This window comes from Microbacterium sp. HSID17254, assembly GCF_003989315.1.
Lineage (GTDB): Bacteria > Actinomycetota > Actinomycetes > Actinomycetales > Microbacteriaceae > Microbacterium.
On record NZ_RBLT01000023.1, the window covers coordinates 31,495 to 55,571 of the forward strand.

General features: G+C 70.4%; 18 protein-coding genes. 3 read left to right on the forward strand and 15 right to left on the reverse strand.

The window, feature by feature from the left end:
* Positions 1–11: 11 nt before the first annotated feature.
* The 6 genes from D8M34_RS12845 to D8M34_RS12870 all read right to left on the reverse strand — a co-directional run bounded on the left by D8M34_RS12845 (position 12) and on the right by D8M34_RS12870 (position 10,307).
* Entirely contained in the window at positions 12–1,766 is a 1,755-nt protein-coding gene (locus tag D8M34_RS12845) for a glycosyltransferase family 2 protein (RefSeq protein ID WP_082758491.1), read from the reverse strand.
* Positions 1,763–2,521 carry an ABC transporter ATP-binding protein gene (locus tag D8M34_RS12850; protein WP_062766445.1) on the reverse strand — a complete coding sequence of 253 codons (759 nt, stop codon included), beginning with the start codon at positions 2,519–2,521 and terminating at the stop codon, positions 1,763–1,765. Before D8M34_RS12850 ends, D8M34_RS12845 begins: the two co-directional genes overlap by 4 nt.
* Positions 2,521–3,390 (reverse strand): ABC transporter permease, encoded by an 870-nt coding sequence (locus tag D8M34_RS12855; protein WP_062766442.1) that lies wholly within the window; start codon positions 3,388–3,390, stop codon positions 2,521–2,523. The genes D8M34_RS12850 and D8M34_RS12855 overlap by 1 nt, the downstream gene beginning before the upstream one ends.
* Positions 3,391–3,454: 64 nt before the next feature.
* Positions 3,455–6,814, reverse strand: coding sequence for a glycosyltransferase family protein (locus D8M34_RS12860; protein ID WP_161973071.1), 3,360 nt, complete (start codon positions 6,812–6,814; stop codon positions 3,455–3,457).
* Between the two features lie 107 nt (positions 6,815–6,921).
* Positions 6,922–9,132 carry a hypothetical protein gene (locus D8M34_RS19360; RefSeq protein ID WP_194088848.1) on the reverse strand — a complete coding sequence of 737 codons (2,211 nt, stop codon included), beginning with the start codon at positions 9,130–9,132 and terminating at the stop codon, positions 6,922–6,924.
* 101 nt (positions 9,133–9,233) lie between these two features.
* Entirely contained in the window at positions 9,234–10,307 is a 1,074-nt protein-coding gene (locus D8M34_RS12870; RefSeq protein WP_062766433.1) for a glycosyltransferase, read from the reverse strand.
* A 122-nt stretch (positions 10,308–10,429) separates the two neighbouring features.
* On the opposite strand from D8M34_RS12870, the gene D8M34_RS12875 reads away from it, so the two are divergent.
* The gene (locus tag D8M34_RS12875; protein ID WP_062766430.1) at positions 10,430–12,193 is read left to right on the forward strand and encodes a DUF4012 domain-containing protein; all 1,764 of its coding nucleotides are present in this window, start codon (positions 10,430–10,432) and stop codon (positions 12,191–12,193) included.
* 142 nt (positions 12,194–12,335) lie between these two features.
* Positions 12,336–12,905, forward strand: coding sequence for a hypothetical protein (locus D8M34_RS12880; protein ID WP_025102999.1), 570 nt, complete (start codon positions 12,336–12,338; stop codon positions 12,903–12,905).
* Between the two features lie 154 nt (positions 12,906–13,059).
* Here the strand turns inward: D8M34_RS12880 and D8M34_RS12885 are convergent, their stop codons facing one another.
* The 6 genes from D8M34_RS12885 to D8M34_RS12910 all read right to left on the reverse strand — a co-directional run bounded on the left by D8M34_RS12885 (position 13,060) and on the right by D8M34_RS12910 (position 18,966).
* On the reverse strand, positions 13,060–14,514 hold the full coding sequence (locus D8M34_RS12885; protein WP_126894204.1) for an LCP family protein: 1,455 nt from the start codon (positions 14,512–14,514) through the stop codon (positions 13,060–13,062).
* On the reverse strand, positions 14,511–14,978 hold the full coding sequence (purE, locus tag D8M34_RS12890; protein ID WP_025102997.1) for a 5-(carboxyamino)imidazole ribonucleotide mutase: 468 nt from the start codon (positions 14,976–14,978) through the stop codon (positions 14,511–14,513). Before purE ends, D8M34_RS12885 begins: the two co-directional genes overlap by 4 nt.
* Before the next feature lie 121 nt (positions 14,979–15,099).
* On the reverse strand, positions 15,100–16,224 hold the full coding sequence (locus tag D8M34_RS12895) for a 5-(carboxyamino)imidazole ribonucleotide synthase (RefSeq protein WP_126894205.1): 1,125 nt from the start codon (positions 16,222–16,224) through the stop codon (positions 15,100–15,102).
* Positions 16,225–16,308: 84 nt separating this feature from the next.
* The gene (locus D8M34_RS12900) at positions 16,309–16,857 is read right to left on the reverse strand and encodes a PH domain-containing protein (protein WP_025102995.1); all 549 of its coding nucleotides are present in this window, start codon (positions 16,855–16,857) and stop codon (positions 16,309–16,311) included.
* A 58-nt stretch (positions 16,858–16,915) separates the two neighbouring features.
* Positions 16,916–17,686 (reverse strand): biotin--[acetyl-CoA-carboxylase] ligase, encoded by a 771-nt coding sequence (locus D8M34_RS12905; protein ID WP_126894206.1) that lies wholly within the window; start codon positions 17,684–17,686, stop codon positions 16,916–16,918.
* Positions 17,683–18,966, reverse strand: coding sequence for a CDP-glycerol glycerophosphotransferase family protein (locus D8M34_RS12910; RefSeq protein ID WP_126894207.1), 1,284 nt, complete (start codon positions 18,964–18,966; stop codon positions 17,683–17,685). Before D8M34_RS12910 ends, D8M34_RS12905 begins: the two co-directional genes overlap by 4 nt.
* A gap of 150 nt (positions 18,967–19,116) precedes the next feature.
* Here D8M34_RS12910 and D8M34_RS12915 point away from each other — a divergent pair, with 150 nt between their 5' ends.
* Positions 19,117–20,142, forward strand: a complete 1,026-nt coding sequence (locus tag D8M34_RS12915) for a glycosyltransferase family 2 protein (RefSeq protein ID WP_126894212.1) — start codon at positions 19,117–19,119, stop codon at positions 20,140–20,142.
* A 10-nt stretch (positions 20,143–20,152) separates the two neighbouring features.
* On the opposite strand, the gene D8M34_RS12920 is transcribed toward D8M34_RS12915, so the two are convergent.
* The 3 genes from D8M34_RS12920 to D8M34_RS12930 form a co-directional block, all read right to left on the reverse strand.
* On the reverse strand, positions 20,153–21,589 hold the full coding sequence (locus D8M34_RS12920) for a CDP-glycerol glycerophosphotransferase family protein (protein WP_126894208.1): 1,437 nt from the start codon (positions 21,587–21,589) through the stop codon (positions 20,153–20,155).
* On the reverse strand, positions 21,586–22,839 hold the full coding sequence (locus tag D8M34_RS12925) for a CDP-glycerol glycerophosphotransferase family protein (protein ID WP_126894209.1): 1,254 nt from the start codon (positions 22,837–22,839) through the stop codon (positions 21,586–21,588). The genes D8M34_RS12920 and D8M34_RS12925 overlap by 4 nt, the downstream gene beginning before the upstream one ends.
* 45 nt (positions 22,840–22,884) lie before the next feature.
* Positions 22,885–24,077 (reverse strand): S1C family serine protease (locus D8M34_RS12930; RefSeq protein ID WP_126894210.1); only part of this gene is annotated, 1,193 nt, incomplete at its 5' end.

Here is a 24,077-nt window from a genome sequence, read left to right on the forward strand (position 1 = left end):
GCCGGAAGGCGTCAGGGCCGAGCAGGGATCACACGCCGAGTCAGGGTGCGGGCGGCGGACACCGTGCGGATCACGAGGCGGCGCGGCGCACGGAACACCCAGTGCGCACGACGCTCGAGTCGGACCCAGGCGCCGCTCTGCTCATACAGGAGGTTGTCGAACGGGTGGTACTCCGGGACGTCGGAGTCCGCATAACCGGAAACCACCACGCCGTCAGCGAAGAGGAAAGCGGGCTGCAGGAGGACCGCTCGCGGCAGGCGGGAACGCGAGAAATCAGCCTCGCACGTCCATCCTCCGTCCTTCTCGCTCCACGACCACCGGAGCGGTCGCACGACCGACCCCGCACTCCACAGCACCGGAATCGCGTCCGGCGACGAAGCCCTCGTGTGTAGGCGAATGGGGTCTCGACCGAACAGCGGCGTCACGGTGGCCGCGAATCCGCGTTGCCGGGCAGCAGCGGCGGCGACGTCACCCGCAGCGAGCTCCGGCACGAGCGCACGGATACGCTCTCCGAACCCCTCCTCGGCTGCCTGCGCGAGGCGGACCCAGGCCTCTTCGGTCGGAGCGTCGACGATACGAACGTTCTCCAGAGCCTCGGCCACGCCCCGCAGCAACCTCTCCTCGGCGGCATCGGCATCGCCGTCGGAGGCGCGATCTCCCTGGGCGATGACGAGAAGATCGGAAGCGGCGTGCCGGAGGAGCGCCTCCAGGGAACGCAGACGGATCAGGCCGTCAGCACTGCTCCACGTCCCCCCGTCCACCGTCTGTGCCGTGGCGCGCGCCGCGAGGATGTCGCCGGCGGCGAAGAGACGCAGCGTTACGCGCTTGCGGATGTCGATCCACGTCGCCGCAGGGCCGGCGATCGCCAAGAGATCAGCGAGCAGTCGGACCGCCTCGGCATCGTCATCCTGCGGCTGAGTCCACGACGCCAGGAACTTTCGCACGTGGAAGAAGCCGTCGCGGTCGTGGATCAAGGAGGCATAACGCGCACGCAGACCGTCGTCACCGACCGACGCCACGAGATCCGCGCACTGTCGTTCCTGCGTGACGTAACTCAGGAACGAGGCCGCGGACGATGCTCGCGATGTCATCGAGGTCCCGCCCGGTCGATCACGATACAGGTAGACGACATCTTCGATGACGTCGATGCGGTCCGCCTTGACGTACGCGGTCACCATCGGCACGATGTCGTTCGAGCGAGGAACGTCGGGGAAGCGGATGTCGTTCTCGACCCAGAACGCGCGATCGAAAGCCTTGTTCCAGCAGGGGCGGCTGAAGATCAGCGTGGGGATGTCTGTCAGCGTCGCCCCGCGCACGGGAGCGTCGAAGGCGCGCATACTGGCGGTCGGGCGCCACGTCGCTGTCGGCGAGAACTTCAGATAGTCGCCGACGGCGATCTGCGATCCGCTGGCCTCCAGGGATTCGACGAGCGCTCGGTACGCCCCCTCTGGCACGATGTCGTCACCGTCCGCGAAGACGATGTAGCGTCCGGTCGCGCGCGCCACCCCTTCATTCCTGGCGGAGCCGCCGCCGCGGTTCGTCGCTCGGACGACCGTCACGCGGGAATCGGCGGCAGCGACTCGCTCGATCAGCTCCGGCGTGCCGTCGTCGGAGTGGTCGTCTACGACGATCACCTCCATATCGTCGACGTCCTGAGCGAGGATCGAGCGGATCGTCTCCGAAATCCAGGAGCGCACGTTGTGCGTCGGAACGATGACCGAGAGAGGGCGAGCGTTCCCACCGTTCTCGGCCGTCGCCGCCATCATCGCTCCCCCTCCCTGAGCACCTGGACAGCGTCGCGGATCGGCCCGTCGAAGATCTTCCGTCCGCGGTTGATGACGATTCCGCGTTCGCAGAGCTCCTCCACCATACGGGTATCGTGGCTGACGACCAGCATGGTCACGCCGCTCTCCGCGAGTTCCTTGATCCGGATCCGACACTTCTCACGGAAGGGTGCATCGCCGACGGAGAGGACCTCGTCGACGAGGAGGATGTCGAGGTCGACGTGAATCGCCACGGAGAAGGCGAGGCGCATGAACATGCCGGAGGAGTAGTGCTTGACCTCCTGGTCGATGAAGTCCCCGATCTCGGAGAACTCCACGATCTCGTCGAAGCGGGCTTCGGTCTGGGCACGGCTCATCCCGAGGATCGCGGCGTTGAGGAACACGTTCTCGCGACCCGTGAGGTCGGGGTGGAACCCCGCACCGACCTCGATGAGCCCGGCGACCCGGCCGCGGGTCAGCACGATGCCCTCGTCCGGCTCGAGCACGCCGGACACCAGCTTCAGCGACGTGGACTTGCCCGACCCGTTGAAACCGAGGACGGCGACCGACTCGCCTTCGCCGACCTGGAAGGTGACGTCGTCAAGGGCGGTGAAGGTGTCGGCGCGGACCCGTCGACCGCGGATCCAGCCGACGAACGCCTCCTTGAACGAATGCGAGTTGCGCTTCAGGAACCGCTTCGTCACGTGATCGACGATGATGCTGGGCGTGGACTGGGTGAGAACTTCGATCTGCGGCATCAGAGGTCCTGCGCAAACGTGCGCTCGTAGTGACGGAAGACGGCCTGTCCGACGATCAGGAAGACGATCGTGATCGCGATCGCGCACAGAGCAGCCCAGGAGAAGTACTCCGGAAGCCCCTGCGGCTCGACGACCGTCGGCTCCCAGAACCCGACATGGAAGAGCTCCACCGCGATCGTGATCGGATTGGCGGTGTACAGGAACGATGCCCACGGATAGTTCCGCAACGCTTCGGCGATGAGGATCCAGCTGTAGAGCACCGGAGAGGTCCAGGTGGAGAACATCTTGATGAGATCGACGAAGTTCTGCGCGTCGCGATAGCGCACGTTCAGCCCGCTGAAGAGAAGGCCGAGACCGAGAGCGAAGGCGAGGATGAGGAGGAACCCGAGCACGGCGCCGACGAGGCCGGCTGCGGTCGGAACCCAGCCGATGAGCAGGCAGACGACCACGAGGATGGCGAGCTGCGGGAGGAAGTGGATCACCGAGCCCACGATCGCTGCCACGGGGAAGAGCTCCCGAGGCATGTAGATCTTCCGCACGAGGGCGCGATTGTCCACGATCGAGTTCGTCGCGTTGCCGAAGGCTTCATTGAAGAGATTCACCACCACGATCCCGCTGAATAGATAGACCGCGAAGTTGTCAACGCGGTGGTTCTGGAGCACGATGCCCATGATGAAGTAGTAGATGACGAACTGCGACGCCGGTTTGACGTAGGACCATATCCAGCCGAGGGTCGAGTTCCGATACCGCGTCGCTGTTCCCTTGCGGATCAGGACCCGGAGCAGATAGTTCCACCGGAAGACGTCGAGGAGACCGCTTCCACGGCCCGGGCGATCATAGTCCGCGACATCGACAAACGTTCCTGCCAATTGCAGTCCTCTCGAGGGGTGGGCTCGGCGACCGGGCTTGTCGCGGGCAACCCGGCTATCCTACTCAGCCGACCTGAGAGGTCCGTCCGTGCGCGGCAGCCCGGTGGGCTGCGAGCGGGAGGACGTCGTCCAGAAGCCGGCGAGCGCGTGCGTCGAAGGAATGCTCCGCGGCGATCCGGGAACCCGCCGCCGCGAGGTCCGACGCCGAAGGCCACATCGTCGATCCCGGCGCGAGCAGCTGCTGCAGTTCCGCGCGGTCCCGATAGGTGTGTACCTGATCGCCGAAGACCTCCCGCATCCCGGGGACGTCGTCGCTGACGATGCGTGCCCCCGTCGCCGCCGCGTCGAAGAGCCGATTGGAGAGGAAGCCGCCGCGCCGCATGTCGACCCAGTGGTCGTTGAGGACGACGCGCGCGCTCGCGTAGGCCGCAGGCAGCTCGGTGTTCGGCAGGATCAGGCCACGCACGTGGCTTACGGGGATGTACTGCTCCCAGCCGTCATCGCCGTAGACCTCGACGTCCTCAGCGACCTGCACCGCGTCGAGCACGACCGGCCGCCGCTCTCCCCGCGTGCGGCCGACGAAGAGCACGCCGCCGTCGCGCGGTCTGTCCTGCGACGGACGGAAGCGCGAGGGGTCGGTCGCCTGCAGCAGCGGGCTGATGGCGACGCCCGAGCGCCGTCCCTGCTCCGCCGCCCACTGGGGCCCCGCGGCGTACACCGCGTCCCATCCTTCGTTCAGCTCATCCACGGTCACCTTGTCCGGGTGCGAGATCACCCAGAGGAGGTTGACGGCGTCCGGCTGAGGCGTGAACCGGTGCAGGCCGCGCAGGGTCAGCGTGACGTCGTCCCATCCGCTGCTCGCGGGTCGCTGCCAGGAGCTCGTTCGATCGACGACCACGTCTTGGCCGAGACGCCGCAGAGCTGCCGCCAGATCATCGGCATAGAACGTGTCACCCCAGCGGTCACCCAGGATCGTGCCGGGGCTCGAGGTCTTGAGGGCCCACCGAAGACGGGGAGTGCGCTCGTTCGTCTGCAGCGGCGTCACGACACGTTCGATCTGCCATTCGGGCTCGCGCAGCGGGAATCCTCGCTGCTCTCCCCACCTCACCTCGGCGACCCGCAACGGCCCGCCATCCAACACCGAGCGGTCGTCCAGCTCGGTGAGGAGCTCCTCCCTCCACACCTGCGAGAAACGCCGGCGGTTGGGCAGGACATGGGCGAACCGCCCCGCCGTCTTGCTCTCGAGATGAAGGACGGTCGACGTCGGCACGACACGCAGAGGACGGGCCGTATACGCCTTCAGTCGAAGACAGAAATCGACATCCTCCATCCCGTTGACGTATTCCGCATCGAAGCCGCCCACTTCAAGGTAATCGGCCCTGTGCACGGCCATGCACGCGGCGGTGACCGCGGAGAAGGAGTAGGAGGCGACGTGCGGCGGCACGTCGGTCAGGTGGAATCCTGTGAGCAGGTGTCGGGGAGTCGCGAGCCCGCCGGCGAACACGGTCCCAGCCGATTGGACCGTGCGGTCCGCGAAGAGCAGCAGCGGCTGCGCCGCAGCGGCGTCGGGGAGCGCGGCCGCCAGCCCGTCGAACCACCCCGGCTGCACGACGGTGTCGTTGTTAAGGAACACGACCGTCTCCGATGTCGCGATCCGAGCCCCCACATCGCTCGCCACCGCGAAGTCGGCATTCGCCGGCAACCGGACGTACTGCACGTACGGATCCCCGAGAAACGCCTGGCGCAGAATCGCCCCGACAGGGCGGCGCGAACCGTTGTCGATGACGATGACCCCGGCCGTGCTCGTCGCGCGCACCGCTCGCACGGCGTCCACGGTCATCCGCCAGTCCTCGAACGTCGGTATCACGACCGTCGCCGTCACCGACGACGGCAGCGTACAGTCGGCCGCCGGGTGGTGTCGCTTCCGCGCACTGTTGGCGCCCGCACGATTCGCGAAGACGGAACCGTCGTAACGGCGCGCCCAGAACCGATCCCCCTCCAGCACGATGCCGTCGCCTTCGATCGCGAGCCGCGCGACCGCATCGGCGTTCACTCCATAGTCCAGGGCAGGATCGGGAGCGATGCGGTCAGCGCGGAAGACGATCCCGGCGGCATCGAGGCGGGAGTTCCACAGCGCCCCGTCGAGATCCCCCCAGTTCTGAGGAGCGAACGGTGTGTACGCACCGACGGCTGACGCCTCGGGATGCACGTCCAACGCCCGTGACACGTCCGCCAGGCCGCCCGGCTTCCACTGCTGTCCCGGCCTCCAGAGCGTCCAGCCGGAGAAGGCGCCCTCTTCGACGATCGCGGCGGCGACAGCACCGAACGGCTGCCCGAGTGCCGACGAGCGGAAGTAGAACCGCTCCTCGTCGAAGATCGTGCGGAGGGGCGGCGTGTGCCCGTCGTCGGCATCGCACACGACGACGATCTCTCGGAACTCCGCATCCTGCGTTCGTGCCAGCCCACGCAGATCCTCGTAGTGCGCCGCTGTCACCAGGTGACGACCATCCACGATCACGACGACCTGGGTGTTCTCCCCGCCGCGCAGAGACAGCCGCCTCCCGGCGCGAGCTTCGGGGAGGCCTTGCTGAGCGGCGAGCGTGGCGCTCTTCAGCGCTCCCACCGTCACGCGCCCACCGCCCACCGGTTCGATCTCGTCGCTGTCGGCGAGTCGAAGCAGCTCGGCGAGGGGACGGCTGCTCGCGTCGGCGGGTGTGGTCTGTGTCCGCTCACCCCCGAGAACATACGAGAAGAGCTGGTTGAAGGTGCGAGTTCCGCGCGCCTGCGCGCGGTCGTGAGCGCTGTGCCACTCGGGCTCGAAGGCCCAGTTCGGCGTGCGTCCCGCCGTCTCCCCGTCCACCAGATAGTCATCGAGGGCCGCACGCCACGTGAGGAAGGGACGATCGCCGGCGTAGCGCGCGGCGTCGAACATCTCCGCCTCGTGGATGCGCGCGACGACGTGAGCGGCGTCCGCGAGGATGGCCCGCAGCCGCCCCCAGCTCCCGCCTGATCGCACCGGAGCGGCGTCCTGTTCGGAGCGGGGCGCGCGGAGGAACTCGGCGACGTCAGCGAGATGCGAGAGCTTTCTGTTCTCCCGCAGGCCTTCGCCGTTGATGAGTCCGCCGATCGCCCCGAACTGCGGCAGCGCGTTCGCCTCGGTCGCGAATGCGCGGAGCTCGTCTCGCAGCGTGACGGCAGCGTCCATGGACGCGCGCACCATCGGCCGATGCAGGAACGGGTGCGGGACCACGCCCTCCCGCCACCCGTCCGCGAGGTAGTGCTCAGCGGCGGCCAGGTCGTCCTCGAAGCGGATGCCCACCAGGGCTCCGTAGTATTCGCGAGACGTGACGCGCTCCGGATACGCGAGATCCGCCCGTTCGATGTCGGTTTCGCGCGCAGCGAGCTTCCGCTTCCACAGGGCCATTGGCGTCATCCCATCGACATCCGCCGCATCGACGGAACCAGCTACTCGTTCTCAGCCTATTCGCATCGGGGTCCGGTGCCCGGCATCTTCGACGCCGCGCACCGGCCCTACTTGATGCCGAGCGCTGTGCAGGTCGCGGGGGCGAGCGTGGTGACCGTGGTCCCGGCAGGCGGTGCAGACGGGGCGAATCGGCCGCCTGCAGCGACGAAAGTGACGTTGTTGCACGACACAGAGGTCGTCAGTGCGGGCCGGCGTTCGAACGAGGACAGCGCGGCGGCGGACTCGAGGCGCGAGGTCTTCGCCAGGCCGAACGCCGCGGCCATGTCCCACGTCGGCAGGTGGATGAGCGTGAGCCCGTCGACGAGGTACACCTCCGACGTTCCGTCGGCGCGCACGAGTGTTCCCGCTTGCATGTAGGGGGCGCCCACCACGAACGCGCTCGCTGTTCCGGCGCGCAGCTGCGTCACCTTCGGATAGACGCCACCCGCGAGCGAACGCACCTGCCCCGCGGACGCGACGTGTCGAGTCGTCCCCGCGGTGACGTGCAACACCGCGTCGGAGCCGGCGAAGCGCACGAAGGCCTCGGTCGTGACCTGTGCTCCGGAGAGGTTGAGCCGGCCACAGGTCGGTGCGTCCAGTGCGGTCGCAGCGATGCCGGTCGTGTTCCCTCGCGTGAGGACACTGAGACCGGAACCCGAGGGCATGTACGTCTTCCCGGCGCAGGTGAAGACCGCCCCGAGCACGCCCTTCTTGTAGCCGTTCAGCGCCGAGGCCGGGACGGTCACCTTCGTCCGGCTGAGGCCGAGGTCCTGCGCCAGATCCCAGGAGGGGAGATGCAGGAGTCGCCCGTCCTGCGTCGCAAGGTACACCTCCGACGTCCCGGACGCGGTGACGAACTGTCCCGGCGCGAACTGCATACGCGAGCTCATTGTGAACTTCGCACGCGAGACGGGAGCCATCACGGCGGCGTAGGGATCGGCCTTCCCGCCGTTCGCCGCGACCCGGGCCGCAGCGTCGTACAGCGGGATGAGGGTCTTGCCCGAGATCACGTGCACCGTGCCGGCGTGAGCGACCCGCGCGAACGGAGTCATCTCCGGTCCGGCACCGATCCGCGCGAAATCGCTGTCCGCCATCTGCACGAGGCGGTCGCAGGAACCGCCCCACGCAGCGACGAGGTCGCACGTCGGGAACCGGTGGGTCTTGCCGCCGTCGAAGTAGGCGATGACCCCGGTCGACATGTTCCGCACGAAACGGGATGTCGTGCCGCCATCGGCGTACTGCGACACGGAGGCGACGGTGCGGAACGCGCCGAACTTGGCTTCGTACTCCGGCCAGTCGTCCGGCGTGACATGATAACGAACCCCTGCGCTGACGAAGAAGATGTCCCCGCCGACCCGGAGGTTCTCACCACGCGAGCCCTGCGTGGATCCGAACCAGTCGGTGAAGTAGTTGTAGAAGTTGCGGTTGCCGTACGCGGAGCAGCCGTCACCCTTGCCATATCCCGCGCGGAGAGCGGCCGCGTTCGGCTGGTACGGCGTGTAGTAGTAGAGCGCGGAGGTGGCCTTGTTGGCCACGTACACCGGCGCCGAGCCGCACCCGGTGTTCGGGTTGTAGAGGATGTTCCACGTGCGGCCGGGCGCGTACCACTGGAACCACTTGCCCTCCATATAGATCTGCATCTGGCGCGCGGCGCCGTAGATCTGATGGAAGAACCCGATGTAGTTCGGGTCGCACGGAGCAGTGTCGGGGCAACCCTGGCCCAGCGCGATGCGGTACCGCCAAGCACTCGGCCACGTGTGCGTGACCAGCCCCTGCTCCTTCTGGAGCATGACGATCAGCACCTGGGGGTTGATGTTGCAGGCCTGTGCCACGCGATAGATGATGCGTGCCGCGGATTCGTTCGCCGCACCCGAGTATCCGCTGCAGTACTGGTCGCCCGGGCGGGACACCGTGTTCATCCGGAAGTCCTTGAGACAGACGATCGGCTCGTTGTTCTCGTCGCGCCCGCCGAGGCAGCGGGCCACCTTGCTGTTGAAGAAGCTCTGGATCTGCGCCTCGGTCATCGTGCCCTTGTTGGTGAACACGGCATCGCTGATGATGTTGCCCGGAGTGAAGCCCGCGAGCGTCGTCTTCGACAGACCTGTCTGCACCGGGTCGGGAGCCGCCGCAGCGGCGGCCGGAGCGGCGGCGGAGACGGCGGCGGAGGCGACGGTGGCGGGGACCACCGTACCGATCACCAGAGCGGAGGCAGCGAGGAAACAGGTGAGAAGGCGGGTGACCTTCGTGGTGTTTCGCGAGCGTGGGGCACGTCGAGACATGTGACCAGTGTGACGGAAGTTGCGAGATGATGCCACTGTTGCCGGGAAAACGCGATCGCCGCTCGGCGTGTCGCACCGATGCGGAGCCCGCTCTCAGGTGTTCAGAGGTCCGCGTGCAGACTCCACACGCGCTCCGCGGCACTCGCCCACGAGAAGGCTCGCGCGCGATCGCCGGCGAGAACGCGCAGCCGCGCCGCCCCATCGGTCGCCGCATCTTCCACGGCCTCCGCGAGATCCTCCGCCGCGACCACGGCTCCCCCGTCGGCGATGACATCGCGATGGCACCCCGACTCGGTAGCGACCACGGGGATCCCGAGGGTCATCGCCTCCACCGCCCGCCACGGCCACCCGGCGACGGCATCCGTCGACACGAAGACCCGCGCGCCGGCTATCACGGCCGCACGTGCGGGGACGTCGAGCACGCCGCGGATATGCGCACGCCGCTCCGGCAGTCCGGCGGCGGCGGCGATCTCGGCGATGCGCGGCTCACTCCCCTCCGCCGCGCCGATCACCACGGCATCGAGGCCGGCGGCGACGGCCCCGCGGAAGCCGGCGGCCAGGCCGTCTTCCGGGCCGGACAGCACGAGGTAGTCCGCGGGGACGCCGAGGTCGTCTCGGTGCGTGGACGCGGCGGCGGGGACCACCAGATCCTGCGCGGGCGCGCCGGCGATCACGCGGACGCGGTCGCCGAGCTTCGCGAGCCGCGAGACCTTCTCGGCCATCGAATGGGAGGGCACGACCACGGCGTCCGCGTGCTTCACCGCGCGCCGCAGCATCCCCCGGTGCCAGGCGACCGCGCCCCGGGACAGCTGGGACGGCGCCTCCCACGCGCGCAGGTCCCACAGTGTGACCGTCGTCTGGTCGTTGTCGTGCACGCGGTCATGGCGGACCAGCGGGGCCAGCAGCGTCGGCGCATGGATGAGACCGCCGCCGACGCCGGGAGCGATGCCGAGCTGCCAGGACGCCGCGAGCTCCCGCCGCCCGACCGCGAGCGTGCGCACCTCGCCGATCCCGCGGATCCCGACCTCCGCGCCCGCGGGCACGATCGCGTCCACCGTGCAGTTCGGCGGCGCCGTCTGGACGAGACCGACGGCGAGATCGCGCGACGCCGACGCCTGGTCGGGATCGACGACATGCACGAGCTGATCCAGAACAACACGCAGCCGAGCACCCATGGGATCAGGCTAACCGCGCGACCCCGGCCCGGCGGGGAGCGCATCACCTTCCCGGGGCGGTACTCAGCGTTCCCACAGAATGAGGCTCTCGCCGGATGCCGCCGGCGTGCTTGAATGCCAGGGTGAGCGATGGTCGACTTCCCGTCCGGCGCCGGTGGATCGGGTGGACCATCGGCCTCCTCATCACGCTGCTCGTCCTGGCTCTCGGCTGGGTGGCCGTGCGCGGCATCGGGGCGGTGGACAACCTGCAGCAGATCTCGAAGGGGACGACGCAGCTCAAGCAGGCGATCGCCGCCGGCGATCTCGACGCCGCCGGGCCCATCGCCGGACGCATCTCCCACCACGCGGAGTCGGCCCGGTCTCTCACCGGGGACCCGATCTGGCAGGCGTTCGGCGTCCTCCCCTGGCTCGGACCGAACTTCCGCGCCGTGAGCGAGATCGCCGTGATCGCGGACGACGTCTCCACCGACGCGCTGGACCCGCTGCTCGACGTCGCCGACGCGGTCGACCTCTCCAGTCTCGGCTTCTCGGGCGGCGCGATCGACCTCGCCCCCTTCGCGGAGATCGAGGAACCGCTCGGCACGGCGAGCGCGGCTCTGACCTCGGCGGAGGACCGGGCGCGGCGGATCGACGCCGACGCCACCCTCCCACCCCTGGCCGACGCCGTCCGGGAGATGCGGGGCGCGGTCACCCAGGCCGCGACGGCCGTGGGCGCCCTGCACGGCGCATCCGTGCTCCTGCCCACGATGCTGGGTGGCGACGGACCGCGCACCTACGTGCTCGCGATGCAGAACAATGCCGAGCTGCGGTCGTCGGGCGGCATCGTCGGCTCCATCGCGCTGCTGCGCGCCGAGAACGGCAGGATCACGCTGCAGCAGCAGGCCTCCACGCGCGACTTCCCCCCGCTGGACACCGCGCTGCCCCTCAGCGACAGCACCGTCGCGCTCTTCGAGGACCGCCCGGGACGCTATCTGCAGAACATCACGAGCATCCCGGACTTCCGCGAGGCCGGCGAGACCATCGCCGCCCGGTGGGAGGGCCGGTTCGGCGGGAAGGTCGACGGCGTCATCGCCGTCGACGCGCTGGTGGCGGCGCATCTCATGCGCGCCACCGGCGACCTGACGTTCGGCCCCTTCACCGCGACGGCGGACACCGTGACCGACATCCTGCTCTCGGAGATCTACGCCGCGGTCCCCGATCCCGCCGTCCAGGACGACATCTTCGCGCAGGCCGCCGGTGGGCTCTTCGCGGCCGCGCTGTCGAACGCGAAGCCTCAGGACCTCGTCCGCGCTCTCGCGGACGCCGCGGGGGAAGGACGCGTCCGGATCTGGAGCGCGCACGAGCCGGAGGAGGAGCTCCTCGCGGCGAGCGCCCTGGGCGGCACACTCCCCCAGGACGACGCCGACGCCGCGGCCGTGGGCGTGCTCTTCAACGACGGCACCGGCGGGAAGATGGACTACTACACCCGCGCGTCCATCGCGACGGCGGTGGGGACGTGCGCCGGAGCGCCGACGACGCAGGTGCGCGTGACCTGGACGAACACCGCACCCGCCGAAGCCGCCACCTCCCTGCCGGCGTACGTCACGGGCGACGGCGTCTACGGAGTGCCCGCGGGGAGCGTGCGCACCCTGATCGCCGTCTACGGTCCCCAGGGCGCCCTGCCTTCGCACATCGATCGCGACGGCGCCGAGGAGGGCGTCCAGACGACGACCATTCAGGACCGGCCCGTCGTGCAGCACGAGGTGCTGCTCGCCCCGGGAGAGTCCACGACCATCACGGTGGAGTTCCAGGGCGAGGGCGCGGGAGAACGGCTGACGGAGGTGCGGCACACGCCGCTGATCGTCGATCCGGAGCTGACGCGCGACACCCTGCGTTGCGGCTCGTGACATTCGCCGACGGATGAGGTACTGTCATCTCACTGGGGAATAACCGGGGTCCGTGAACCTGCCGTGGGGGCAGAGGGCCTCGCGCAGTCGGATGCAGGGGTGTATCCGGAGGCGATTCCGCGTGAAATTCTGGGGAGAAATCATGCTGAAGAAACTGGCTGCCATCAGCCTTACCGCTGGCGCGCTCATCCTGGCCGCGCCGACCGTCGCCTCTGCCGCGCCGAGCGACTCGTACCCGTCTCCGCCGAGCGCGAAGGTGGGTGACGCGATCATCGACACCTGCGAGGTCTCGACCGTCGCGTTCGGCGCCGGGTTCTTCGAGCCGTCGGAGACCGTGGGCGTGTCCGTGTCCGGCCAGAACGCCGGCGCCGCCGCCATCTCGGGCAACACCGCCGCTTCCGACGGCAGCCTGACGGTGACGTTCCGCCCGCCGTCCGACGGACAGGGGGCCTACGCCCTCGACTTCGCCGGTTCGCGACCGTACACCGCCATGGTGACGGTCTCGCACGGGAACACGGCCGCATCGAGCTGCGACCACGATCCGGGAGTGGCCGCGCCGGCCGGCACCGAGCTTCCGCTCACCGGCGGGGGCATGGAACTCGCCCTCACCGGCGGATCGGTGTCGCCGTGGGTCCTCGGCGGTGGAGCGGTCGCTCTGGTCGCCGGTGGTGCCCTCGTCGCCGTCGGAGCCGCGCGCCGCAAGCGCGCCTGAGCCTGGCTGCCGCCTCGTGCGGTGGTCGGCTGGACGACGGTGATCCCTCCCCCTCCGATCACCGTCGTCTGGCGAATCCGGTCATGAACCGGACGCCCACGGGTGATGTTTCCCGGGAACATCACCCGTGGGCTGCGTCATGCCCGCGGCACGCTCACGGAGTGGGCGTCGGCGTCTCCGTCGGCGGGTGCAGCTTCTCCTGCATGAGCTCGTGGATGAAGTCGTAGTTCGGGTCGAACTCGTCGACGCCGTTCTCGGGGGTGAGCTCGACGGTCTGGACCGGCTGCTCCTTCGCCTTGAGCATCAGATCGAAGAACTCCGGCAGCTTGCCCTGCGGGAGATCGGTGCTGATGAGCGCCGTCCCCGCGGCCGCCACCTCGTTGAACCGCGTGAGGACGGTCTGCGGAGTGAACTGGGCGAGGATCGCCTCCTGCAGCTCCCGCTGCCGCTTCATGCGGTCCCAGTCGCTGGTCGTGTAGCGCGAGCGGGCGTACCACTGCGCCGTGTCGCCGTCCATGTGCTGCGCCCCCGGCTCGATCCAGCCGATGGCCCACTCGTTGACGTCGGTTCCGGACCACCCGTCGGGCGGCCCACCCTTGGGCAGGCGCTCCGTGACCGTGATGTCGACACCGCCCAGAGCGTCGACGAGGTCGGCGAAGCCGTGCATGTCGACGAACACGTAGTACGGGATCTCGATGCCGAGCACCCCTTCCGCGGCGTCCTTGGTCGCCTCGATGCCGGGCGCCGAGCCGGCGGCGTCCGCCCCGGGGTAGAGCCCGGTCCCCTTGTCCTCGCGGCACACCTCGGCCGCATTCCGGACGTGGTTCATCCAGCCGTTCCAGCCGCAGGACGACGACGCGAAGCCCTGGAACCCGTCCGGATAGAGCTCCTGCATCGGGCTGCCGTCGCTGAACGGGGCGTGCGGGAGCTCGCGCGGGATGCCGGTGATGGTGACCGCGCCCGTCTCGGCGTTCACGGAGACCACGGAGATGCTGTCGAATCGCATCGAGTCGCGCCCGTCACCGCTGTCCGCACCGAGCAGCAGGATGTTGTAGTACCCGTCGCTCGGCGGCAGGCTCGGGCCGCTCTGCCCGAAGATGGCACCGACGCTGCCGCGCACGGAGCCCACCGCCGTCGCCGCGTACCCCGTGACGCCGCCGACCAGGCCCAGCAGGACGAGGGCGACGACCGGGAGCAGGAAGCGCGACGGGGCGGGGACCTTCACGAGCCGGACGAGTCGGAGCGTGTCGAAGGTGAGGACGATCCAGAGGACGACGATGCCGACGAGCAGCACCTGCACGAGAGTCAGGAGCGCGGCGGACACGAGGCCGCCGCCGATCGCGAGCCAGAGGAAGACGGGGCGCGCAAACAGCGCGAGGCCGAGGGCGACGATCGCGAGGACCCACGTGGTCAGTGTGACGCCGAGACCGAACCGCCCCAGACGGCGGTTCCCGGCCAGGACCTGGGCCGAGCCCGGGAGCAGGACGTTGAGCCCGACGAGCCACCAGGCGCGTTTCGACATGAGCCGGGCATCGCCGGAGTCGGGGTGCCGCAGCGGCCGCGTCTCGATGAGCGGGCGCCGCGTCGCGCGCGGGGGCGCAAGGGTCACAGCGAGCCCTTCAGCCGATCGTTCTTCTCCTCGACCTGCGCCTCGAGGTCGGCGGCGTAGGCCTCGACGCGGTCGGCGAGCTCGTCGTCCGCGGCACCGAGGATCCGGGCCGCGAGCAGACCGGCGTTGCGGGCGCCGCCGATGGAGACCGTCGCGACCGGGATCCCCGCGGGCATCTGCACGATCGAGAGGAGCGAATCCATGCCGTCCAGGTACGCCAGCGGCACAGGCACCCCGACGACGGGCAGCGCTGTCATGGACGCGAGCATGCCGGGCAGATGGGCGGCACCGCCGGCGCCGGCGATGATGACGCGCAGCCCGCGGGACCGGGCCTCCCGTGCGTACGACATGAGCTTGTCCGGCGTGCGGTGGGCGGAGACCACCTCGACCTCGTGCGGGATCCCGAAGTCGGTGAGCGCCTGGGAGGCGTCGCTCATGACGCGCCAGTCGGAATCGGATCCCATGACGACGCCGACCAACGGGGCGGCGGAGGAGTGCAGTGGCTCGGTCACCAGATCAGGCTACGGTCTCGCGCTGGGAGAATCCCCGAGCGGCACACGTCTTTTCCCGTGTCCTGCCGCCGACTCAGTCGAACGCGGCCGCCGCGGCCCTGGCCTCGTACACCGCATCGTCGAGGTCGTCCCCGGCGACGTTGACATGCCCGACCTTGCGGCCGGGGCGAGGGGCCTTGCCGTAGGTGTGGATCTTCGCGTCCGGGTGCGCGGTCATCGCCGCCTCGAAGCGATCCCCCAGGGTGCCCTCCGCGGGACCGCCGAGGATGTTCACCATCACGGACCAGGCGGCGCGCGGCTGGGTGTTCCCCAGCGGCAGATCGGCCACGGCCCGGAGATGCTGCTCGAACTGCCCCGTGATCGCGCCGTCCTGGCTCCAGTGGCCGCTGTTGTGCGGACGCATCGCGAGCTCGTTCACGAGGATGCGCTCATCCTCGGTCTCGAAGAGCTCCACCGCGAGCATGCCGGTCACACCGAGACCCTCGGCGATACGACGCCCGATGTCCTCGGCGACGTCGGCGAGCCGGTCGGTGGCGGCCGGGGCCGGGGCGATGACCTCGGCGCAGACGCCGTCGCGCTGCACGGTCTCCACGACCGGATACGAGATCATCTCTCCCCCGGGGCGCCGTGCGACCTGCTGGGCGAGCTCGCGGACGAACGGCACGAGCTCCTCGGCGAGAAGCGCGTCGGTGTCGTCCAGCGCGTCCAGCCAGTCCAGCGCCTCGGCGGCGGAACGCACGACGCGCACGCCCTTGCCGTCGTAGCCGCCGCGCGGCGTCTTCACCACGGCCGCACCGTCGTGGTCGTCGAGGAAGCGCTGCAGCTCCTCTGTCGAACGGACGGGTGCCCACTCCGGCTGGGGCACGCCGAGCTCCGCCAGGCGCGCGCGCATGACGAGCTTGTCCTGCGCGAACTGGAGGGCGTCCGGACCCGGATGCACGGCGACGCCCTCGGCCACGAGGGCGCGCAGGACCTCCTGCGGCACGTGCTCGTGGTCGAAGGTGATGACGTCGACGTCGGCGGCGAAGGCACGAACGGTCTCGAGATCGCGGTAGTCGCCGACCGCCGTGGCGGCCAGCCCCGCGGCCATCCCCTCCTCCTCGGCGAGGACCCGCAGATCGAGTCCGAGCTCGACCGCCGGAGCGATCATCATCCGTGCCAGCTGTCCTCCGCCGATCACGCCCACGCGCAGCGCCATGTGCCGCCTCCATTCGTCATGCCCATTCTTCCGCACGCGCGAGGGCACCGGAAACGCTCGGGCACCGGGGACGCCCCCGGCGGGTCAGGACAGGTCGTCGCCGCTCGCCTGGGCGTCGCGGTGGGCCAGGATCTGGCCCACCTCGATCTGGTCGGCCAGCGTCTCGTGCACGAGGGTGACGTTGGGCACGTTGACGAGGCGCAGCGGGGCGTCGACGCCGTTGGAGAGCGTGATCGTGCCGCAGCCCCACATCCGCTGGAGCGGACCGCGGCGGACGCCGATGGTGTAGCCGCGCGCGTGGGACATCTCCCGGCGATGCCGCGAACCCAGCCCCTGCGCCGCGATCACCCGACGTGTGGTGATCGTCGTCGTCCGCGAGTACCAGACGATGAACGGGATCACGACGGCCACGAGGACGACGAGGCCGGCGGCGGCGAGCAGCATCCAGTCCTCGAACCCGGCCGGCAGGTTGCCGTAGAAGTACGCGGTGACCCCGAAGACCGCGATGAGCACCAGCGCAGACCAGAAGAGGCGACGCGCGTGGCTGCGGAAGCGCGCGATGAGCAGCTCCTCGGCGGGGGTGCCGGGCGGCGGCATCAGCGGTCTTCCGCCGAGCGTCACGGGCTGGGTCACACCCCCATTGTGCCCGGGATCGCGGACAACGCCGTCCGCGGGGCGGCGTGTCCCCGCGTCACGCGGGCCGCACGTGCACGACGTCGCCCGCGGAGACGGCCTGCGCGGTCCCCTCCGCGGCGACGAGCAGGCGCCCCTCCGCATCGATGCCGACGGCCGTGCCCTCGAGGATCCGTCCGCCGGGGAGGGACACCCGCACGGCCTGTCCGATCGTGGCGCAGCGTGCCGTCACCGCCTCGCGCAGCCCGCTCGTGACCGCGCTTCCCGCGGCGGCGAGCGCGCGCAGGTGCCCGTCGAGCGCACCGAGATAGTCGTGCAGCAGCGCGTCCTCGTCGGCGACGACGTCGTGCACCGCGAACGACGTGGCCGTCGGCACCGGGAGCTCGGCGGCCGCCATGGCCGTGTTGACCCCCGCCCCCACGATGACCGCGTCCGGGCCCGCCTCGGCGAGGATCCCGCAGATCTTGCGCCCGTCGACGAGCACGTCGTTCGGCCACTTGAGCGCCACCTCGGCATCCGGGAGCTGCGCGGCGACAGCGGCCGTCATCGCCTCACCGGCTGCGAGCGGGATCCATCCCCGGGCGCGGGGATCCGACGGGAGGTCGCGCAGGAGCACCGACACCGCGAGCGCGGTGCCCGCCGGAGCGGTCCAGCGGCGGTCGAGGCGCCCCCGTCCCGCCGTCTGGTCACGAGTGAGGAGGACGGAGAGGTGCGGCCAGGCGCGAGCGTCGTGCGCCTTCGCGCGGAGGTCGGCATTCGTCGACCCGGTCGCGGCGAGGACCTCGAGACGCGGTACGAGCGCGGCGGTGCGCGGGAACCCGGAGCTCATACGTCCTCGTCGTCCGCCTCGTCGTCATCGTCGTCCTCATCGCCGCGGACGACGCCGATCTCGCGGTCGCGCCAGCGCTCCCACTCCGTCATGAGCCCGTCGACGGCGGCGTGGAACTTCTCCGTGGCGACCCCCGGAGTCGTGTCCCCGAAGTAGTGGCGGACCCACATCTGCAGGCGGGCGACCGCCGCCTCGTCGGCCCGGACGCGCTCGAGCTCGGCGACGATGTCGTCCGCAGACTCCGCGGTCAGCCATTCGCAGTCCGAGAGGTAGCCGGTGGTGTCGACGGCCGCACGGTCATCGACCGGGCGCGTGATCATGAGCGGCTTCCCGGCCGCGAGCCGGTCATAGACCATCGCGGAGATGTCGACCACGGCGACGTCGGCGGCCGCGAGCTGCCATCCCAGCTCCGCACCGTCGTCGTACACGTGCTGTGCGGCGGGATCGGCCGCGTTCGCCGCGGCGATGGCGGCGATGATCCGGCGGTGGGCGGCCCCGTAGGCGTCGTCGACGACGCCGCTCCGCGGATGCGGGCGGTAGATCACCCGGTGACGACCGGTCTCCAGCAGTCGGGCGACGAGCCGCTCGCCGTGCGACGCGATCGAGCCGTAGTGGGCGCTCGGGCGGTCCCCCTCCCAGGTCGGCGCATAGAGCACGACGAGGCGGTCGTCCGCGGTGTACGGCAGGGAGCCCGAGTAGTGATCCGCCTGCGGACGGCCGATCTCGATCGTGCGGCGCTCCACGTCGTAGTCCCACAGCGTGCGCGAGAGGCGGTCCCTGGCGGCCTGCCCGGCCACGAAGGCGTAGTCGTACGCCTTGTACTGGTTCGTGGTCATGTACATCTTGTCGGACTCGCCGTGGTTGATGAACACGTGCCAGCGGCGGCCGTAGCGGAACATCTGGAAGTTGCGGGTGTTCTGGTTGACGTACAGCACGACGCGGATGTCCTGCGTGGCGAGGAAACGCTCGAGATCCCGCACCGTTGGCACGAAGGCGACGGGCGGCGCGTCCTCCTCGAGGAGCTTCTCCGCTCCGGTCGCCTGGCGGGCCAGCACCACGACGGGCCAGCGCTCCGCGAGCGCGGCGAGCGGGCGGTACCACTGACGCATCTGGTACATGTTCACGGCGCCGTCGGCGAAGTACACCGCGACCCGGAAGTGATCGGCGGGATAGGGCTCCTGGGCCGCGAGGCGGCGACGGACGCGCTGCACCGCGGACCGGGACGCGAGCGCCCGTCGCAGGAGCCGATAGGCCTTCTTCGCGTCAGACAGTGCACCCATCCCTCCAGGATAATTCGTCCCGCTGTCCTCCCCCTGGGCGCCCCGGGGTCCCGATGCTCCGCCTGGGAGAGCGCGGGGAGGCGCGCGTGACATGATCGACGTGTGCCAGCCAACGGATCCCCCGCCCCCGTCACCGGGGTGTCCTTCGTGATGCCGGTGCTGAACGAACGCGCCTACCTGGAGCACGCCGTCGCCTCGGTGCTGGCCCAGGAGGTGGGGGTTCCGACCGAGCTCGTCCTCGCGCTGGGACCGTCGTCGGACGGCACCACCGACCTCGCGCGCCGCCTCGCGGCCGCCGACGACCGGATCCGGCTGGTGGACAATCCCGCCGCGCACATCCCCGTCGGGCTCAACGCCGCGATCCGGGCCAGCCGCTACCGCACCATCATCCGGGTCGATGCGCACTCGGAGCTCGCCCCCGGATACGCCGCCCGTGCCCTGCAGACCCTGCAGCGCACGGGAGCGGCCAACGTCGGCGGCGTCATGCACGCGGAGGGCCGCACCCCGTTCCAGAAGGCCGTCGCCCGGCTGTACAACTCCCCCGTCGGCCTCGGCGGCGGCGCGTATCACGGCGGCCGGGTCGAGGGCGAGGCGGAGTCGGCCTACCTCGGTGTGATGAGACGAGAGGTCCTCGACGAGGTCGGGCTCTTCGACGAGTCGATCCGCCGCGGCGAGGACTGGGAGCTGAACCTGCGCATCCGTCAGGCCGGTCACCGCGTATGGTTCGACCCCGAGCTGGCGGTGACCTACTGGCCCCGGGAGAGCTGGCTGCGACTGGCCAGGCAGTTCCGCGCGACGGGGGCCTGGCGAGGAGAGCTGGTGCGCCGCTTCGGGCGCCGCAACGGTCTGCGCTACTTCGCCCCGCCGGTGCTCCTGCTGTTCGTCGTGCTCGCCGTCGTGCTCGGCATCCTGCAGCTCACCGGGGCGGTGTCCGGCACGGTCTCCCTCATCGCCTCGGGTCTGGTCTACCTCCCGCTCGCGCTCTACGTGCTGCTCGTGATCGGGGTGGCCCTCGCCCCGGGCGGGGGCGGCGTGCGGCAGCGCCTGTGGACGCTGCTCGTGCTGCCCACCATGCACCTCTCGTGGGGCCTGGGCTTCATCGGGGGCGTGCTGCGCGGAGCCGGCGACACCGTGGACGCGTCCCGGCTCGGCACGCGCAACACCCCGCTGCCCTGACCTCCGACGACTACGGCGTGACGAATCCGAGGTCGAGGATCCGATCGACCACCCGCTGCGCGGCACGGCCGTCGTCGAGCGCGTTGAACTGCCGCTGCCAGGCGGCGTAGCGCTCCGCGTAGCGCTCCCGGTGGCCCTCGTCCGCCATCGCCGCCACGAGCTCGTCCTGGGTGCGGACCAGAGGGCCGGGTGCGCGCTCCGCCAGGTCGAAGTAGAAGCCCCGGAGCTGTCCGCGGTAGTGGTCGAGGTCGGGCACGAGGAAGTACATCGGCTTGCCGGTGACGGAGAAGTCGAACATGACGGAGGAGTAGTCCGTGACGAGGGCGTCGGCGGCGAGCAGGAGCTGCGACGTCTCGGGGTAGCCGGTCACGTCGATCACCCGCGCGCCGGCACGGTCCCTGCCCTCCCCCAGCGTGCGCGAGTGACCGCGCACCAGCACGACCGCGTTCGTCTGCCGCGCCAGGAGCTCGGGATCGACGAAGTCGACCATCTCTGCCCGGTCGTCCCGCCAGGTCGGCGCGTACAGCAGAACGCGCTCGTCCGCCCCGATGCCGAGTGCCGCGCGCACCGCGACCGGGTCACCCGTGCGCAGCGCATCGTTGCGCGGATAGCCATCGATCCAGATCGGCCGCCCGAAGAACGCGTAGGCCTTGCGGAGGATCCGTGCGGCGTACGCGTTCTGCGCGAGAAGCGCATCCCACCGCCGCGACTCCTTGACCACCGCCGCCATCCGGCGCGGGTCGAAGCCGGGACGGTGCAGGGCCAGGCGCTTGAGAGGCGTGCCGTGCCAGGTCTGCAGCACCTTCTGCCCCGGCTTGCGTACGAAGCGGCGCCGCATCCAGTCGTTCACGACGAGGAGCCGCGCGGCGCCGCGAGCACGCCACCAATCCGGGCTGCCCTCGATCACCGCAATCGCGCCCTCCGGCACCTCGACCGACAGGTCCACGACGCTCCAGTATCGGCGGACCTGCGGTGCACGCCGGGCGAGTTCGCGGTCGATGGCGCGCGGGTTGCAGCCCACGCTCCGGCCGTAGAAGCTCTCGAAGAACACGGCGTTCTCCATACCGCCGGCCTGCGCCACGTACCGCTCCTCGAGCGTGGAGCGTCCCTCCGCCGTGTCGTACACCGGGTCGAGGGGAGCGCCGATGCGGGCGACGGCGCCGTCGACGGCGATCCGCACGCCCGGGAGCACGACCGGCGCGAGACGGAGGGCCGTCAGGTCGACGCCCTCGATGCGCAGTTCGTACTCCCCGGACGGCAGAGGCAGCTCCGGACCGCCCCATCGCGACGCACGGAGCACGAACGTCGCCTTCCAGGTCTTTCCCCCGCCGGTGAGGCGGGCTTCCACCCGCGCTCGCGGTCCGACGAGCTCGGCGCTCGTCGGACGCTCCCCGGTCCCTGCGATGACCAGCGCCTGTGCCGTGTCATCGATGCGGGCCGTCGTCATTCTGCTCCCTTCGGCGCGGGGACCCCCCGCGCACGGATCGCGCGGTACACCCGACGGGTGTTCTGGCCGTCGCGGAACGCGTGCATCTCCGCGCTGAGCGTAGCGGAACGCCCGGCGGCCTCGTCGAACGCGGCCGCGTCGCCCAGCAGCGATGCCAGCCGCGCGAGCCCGGGCTCCCACCCGGTCGCGACGCCCGACGCGGCGACCTCCTCGAAGCGGCCGTAGAAACCACGGGTCCGGGCGTACTCCGCCACATCCGGCGCGAGGAAGACGACCGGCATGGCGAGGAGGCCCACGTCGTAGGCGAGCGAGGAGTAGTCGGTGATGAGGATGTCGACGGCGGGAAGGAGCGGCGTGACATCGCTGACGACCGTGCTGGGCAGCGCCCGCACCCGTGTCGTCGGCAGGGGCGGCGCGTAGCTGCCGTCGCCGAGCGGATGAGAGCGCACGAGGAGGACGGCGTCGTGCTCCTCCAGCACCTGGATGATCCGCATCCATTCCTCGGCCGTCGGCACGGAGGGGTCGGGGGCGCCGTCCCGCCACGTCGGCGCGTAGAGCACGATGCGGTCGGCGTCGCCGATCACGCCCACGGCCTCGGCGAGCAGAGCCCGTGCGTGGGCGCGGCGTTCCTGGGGTGTACCGATCGACAGCACGTCGACGCGCGGCTCCCCCGTGACCACGACCCGGTCGTCGCTCAGTCCGAACGCGGACTCGAGGCGTGCCCTGGCCCGGTGCGACGCCGCGGGGAGCACGCGGATCCGCTGCGCGGCGCCGCGGTACAGCAGCCCGACGAGGCGCCGCAGGATCGGGGCGCCGGGGACGGCAGGCACCTGCGTCGTGGCCGGGGAGTCGAGTCCGATGCGCTTGAGCGGGATGCCGTGCCAGAGCTGCACGACGAAGGCACCGCCGTTGCCGTAGCGGTTCACGTCGCCGAGGCCGTGCGTCACGACGAGCACGCCGGCGCGGGCCGTGGCCCACCAGCCGCGGAGGCCGCCCCGCGGGACGGTCCGCAGGCCGAGGGCCTCGGCGTCGGCCGCTTCGCGCGCTGACCCGGTCAGCCAGAGGGTGTCATGCCCCTTCGCTGCCGCATACCGGTGCAGGGCGAGAGCACCGTCGCCGACGCCGGCGCCGCAGCCGAAGACCCAGCGCCGACCGCGCGGCACGACGAGGGTGCCGAGACGGCCGAGGGCGTACAGCGGGATCCGGAGCAGCTTGGCCGCATTGCCGGTGCCGAAAGAGAAGGACGCCACCCGGCGAGCCTATCGCGCGGGTGGCGTCCTTCTCTGACGGGGCGATCAGCCGGCGAGCGTGCCGAGCGTCACCTCGATCTGACTCTGCTTGCCGTTGCGGACGTAGGTCACGTCAGCCGTGCTGTCGGCCGCCGCCGCACGGACCTGAGCGGTCAGGTCGGTCGCGCTCGTGATCGGCACCCCGTTGAAGTTCGTCACGACGTCGCCGGCCTGGAGACCGGCGGCCGCGGCCGCGCCCCCGTCGGTGACCTCGGCGATGTACGCACCGGCCTCGGTCGCGCCCTCGACGCCGGAGGCATCGCGGACCGATGCGCCGAGCAGACCGTGGGTGGCCGCGCCGTCGGCGATGATCTCGTCCGCGACGCGCTTGGCGATGTTGGACGGGATAGCGAAGCCGATGCCGATCGAGCCCGACTCCTCGGAGCTGCCAGAGCTCGCGATGGCGACGTTGATGCCGATCAGCTCGCCCTTGCTGTTGACGAGGGCGCCGCCCGAGTTGCCGTGGTTGATCGCGGCGTCCGTCTGGATCACGGCGATCGAGATCGACTCGGTGGCCTGCTGACCGCTGTTGCCCGGCAGATCGAACTGAAACGGCCCTTCGCTCTGCCCGTCCTCCGGCGCCTGCTGCTGCGGGGCGTCCTCGGAGGAGGAGTCGGGAAGCGCGGAGGAGGCGATCTGGATGCTGCGGTTCAGCGCGCTCACGATGCCGGTGGTGACCGAGTTCGCCAGGCCCAGCGGGGCTCCGAGCGCGACGGCGGTGTCGCCGACGTTGAGCTTCGACGAGTCCGCGAACTCGATCGGCGTGAGGCCCTCCGCATCGGTGAGCTTGATCACCGCGAGGTCGTAGATCGGGTCCGTGCCGACGACGGTGGCGTCGTAGATACGGCCGTCGGAGGTCGTGACGCGAATGGTCGGATCGGCCGCCGCCCCACCGAGGGTGACCACGTGGGTGTTGGTGAGGACGTAGCCGTCCTTGCTGATGATGACGCCCGAGCCGCTGCCGGCCTCCTGCGATCCGGCCACCTCGATGGTGACGACGGAGGGCAGGGCCTCGGTCGCGACGGCAGTGGTCTCGTTGACCGAGCCGGGGTTGTTGACGGTGACGGTCTGCGGGCCCTGGGCGGTGCCGGAGGACGGGGAGTCCTGCAGCCCGGTGAGCAGGGCGCCGCCGCCGAATCCGGCGACGCCGCCGACGAGGGCGGCCGCGACGATGAACGCCGCGACGCGGGTGCCGCCGC

Bases quoted from the DNA above. Each gene is read 5' to 3' on its own strand.
- D8M34_RS12920 (WP_126894208.1), bottom strand. From the start codon at position 21,589: ATGACGACGGCCCGCATCGATGACACGGCACAGGCGCTGGTCATCGCA.
- purE (WP_025102997.1), bottom strand. From the start codon at position 14,978: ATGGGATCCGATTCCGACTGGCGCGTCATGAGCGACGCCTCCCAGGCG.
- D8M34_RS12910 (WP_126894207.1), bottom strand. From the start codon at position 18,966: ATGGGTGCACTGTCTGACGCGAAGAAGGCCTATCGGCTCCTGCGACGG.
- D8M34_RS12845 (WP_082758491.1), bottom strand. From the start codon at position 1,766: ATGATGGCGGCGACGGCCGAGAACGGTGGGAACGCTCGCCCTCTCTCG.
- D8M34_RS12895 (WP_126894205.1), bottom strand. From the start codon at position 16,224: ATGGCGCTGCGCGTGGGCGTGATCGGCGGAGGACAGCTGGCACGGATG.
- D8M34_RS19360 (WP_194088848.1), bottom strand. From the start codon at position 9,132: ATGTCTCGACGTGCCCCACGCTCGCGAAACACCACGAAGGTCACCCGC.
- D8M34_RS12915 (WP_126894212.1), top strand. From the start codon at position 19,117: ATGCCGGTGCTGAACGAACGCGCCTACCTGGAGCACGCCGTCGCCTCG.
- D8M34_RS12860 (WP_161973071.1), bottom strand. From the start codon at position 6,814: ATGGCCCTGTGGAAGCGGAAGCTCGCTGCGCGCGAAACCGACATCGAA.
- D8M34_RS12905 (WP_126894206.1), bottom strand. From the start codon at position 17,686: ATGAGCTCCGGGTTCCCGCGCACCGCCGCGCTCGTACCGCGTCTCGAG.
- D8M34_RS12850 (WP_062766445.1), bottom strand. From the start codon at position 2,521: ATGCCGCAGATCGAAGTTCTCACCCAGTCCACGCCCAGCATCATCGTC.
- D8M34_RS12880 (WP_025102999.1), top strand. From the start codon at position 12,336: ATGCTGAAGAAACTGGCTGCCATCAGCCTTACCGCTGGCGCGCTCATC.
- D8M34_RS12870 (WP_062766433.1), bottom strand. From the start codon at position 10,307: ATGGGTGCTCGGCTGCGTGTTGTTCTGGATCAGCTCGTGCATGTCGTC.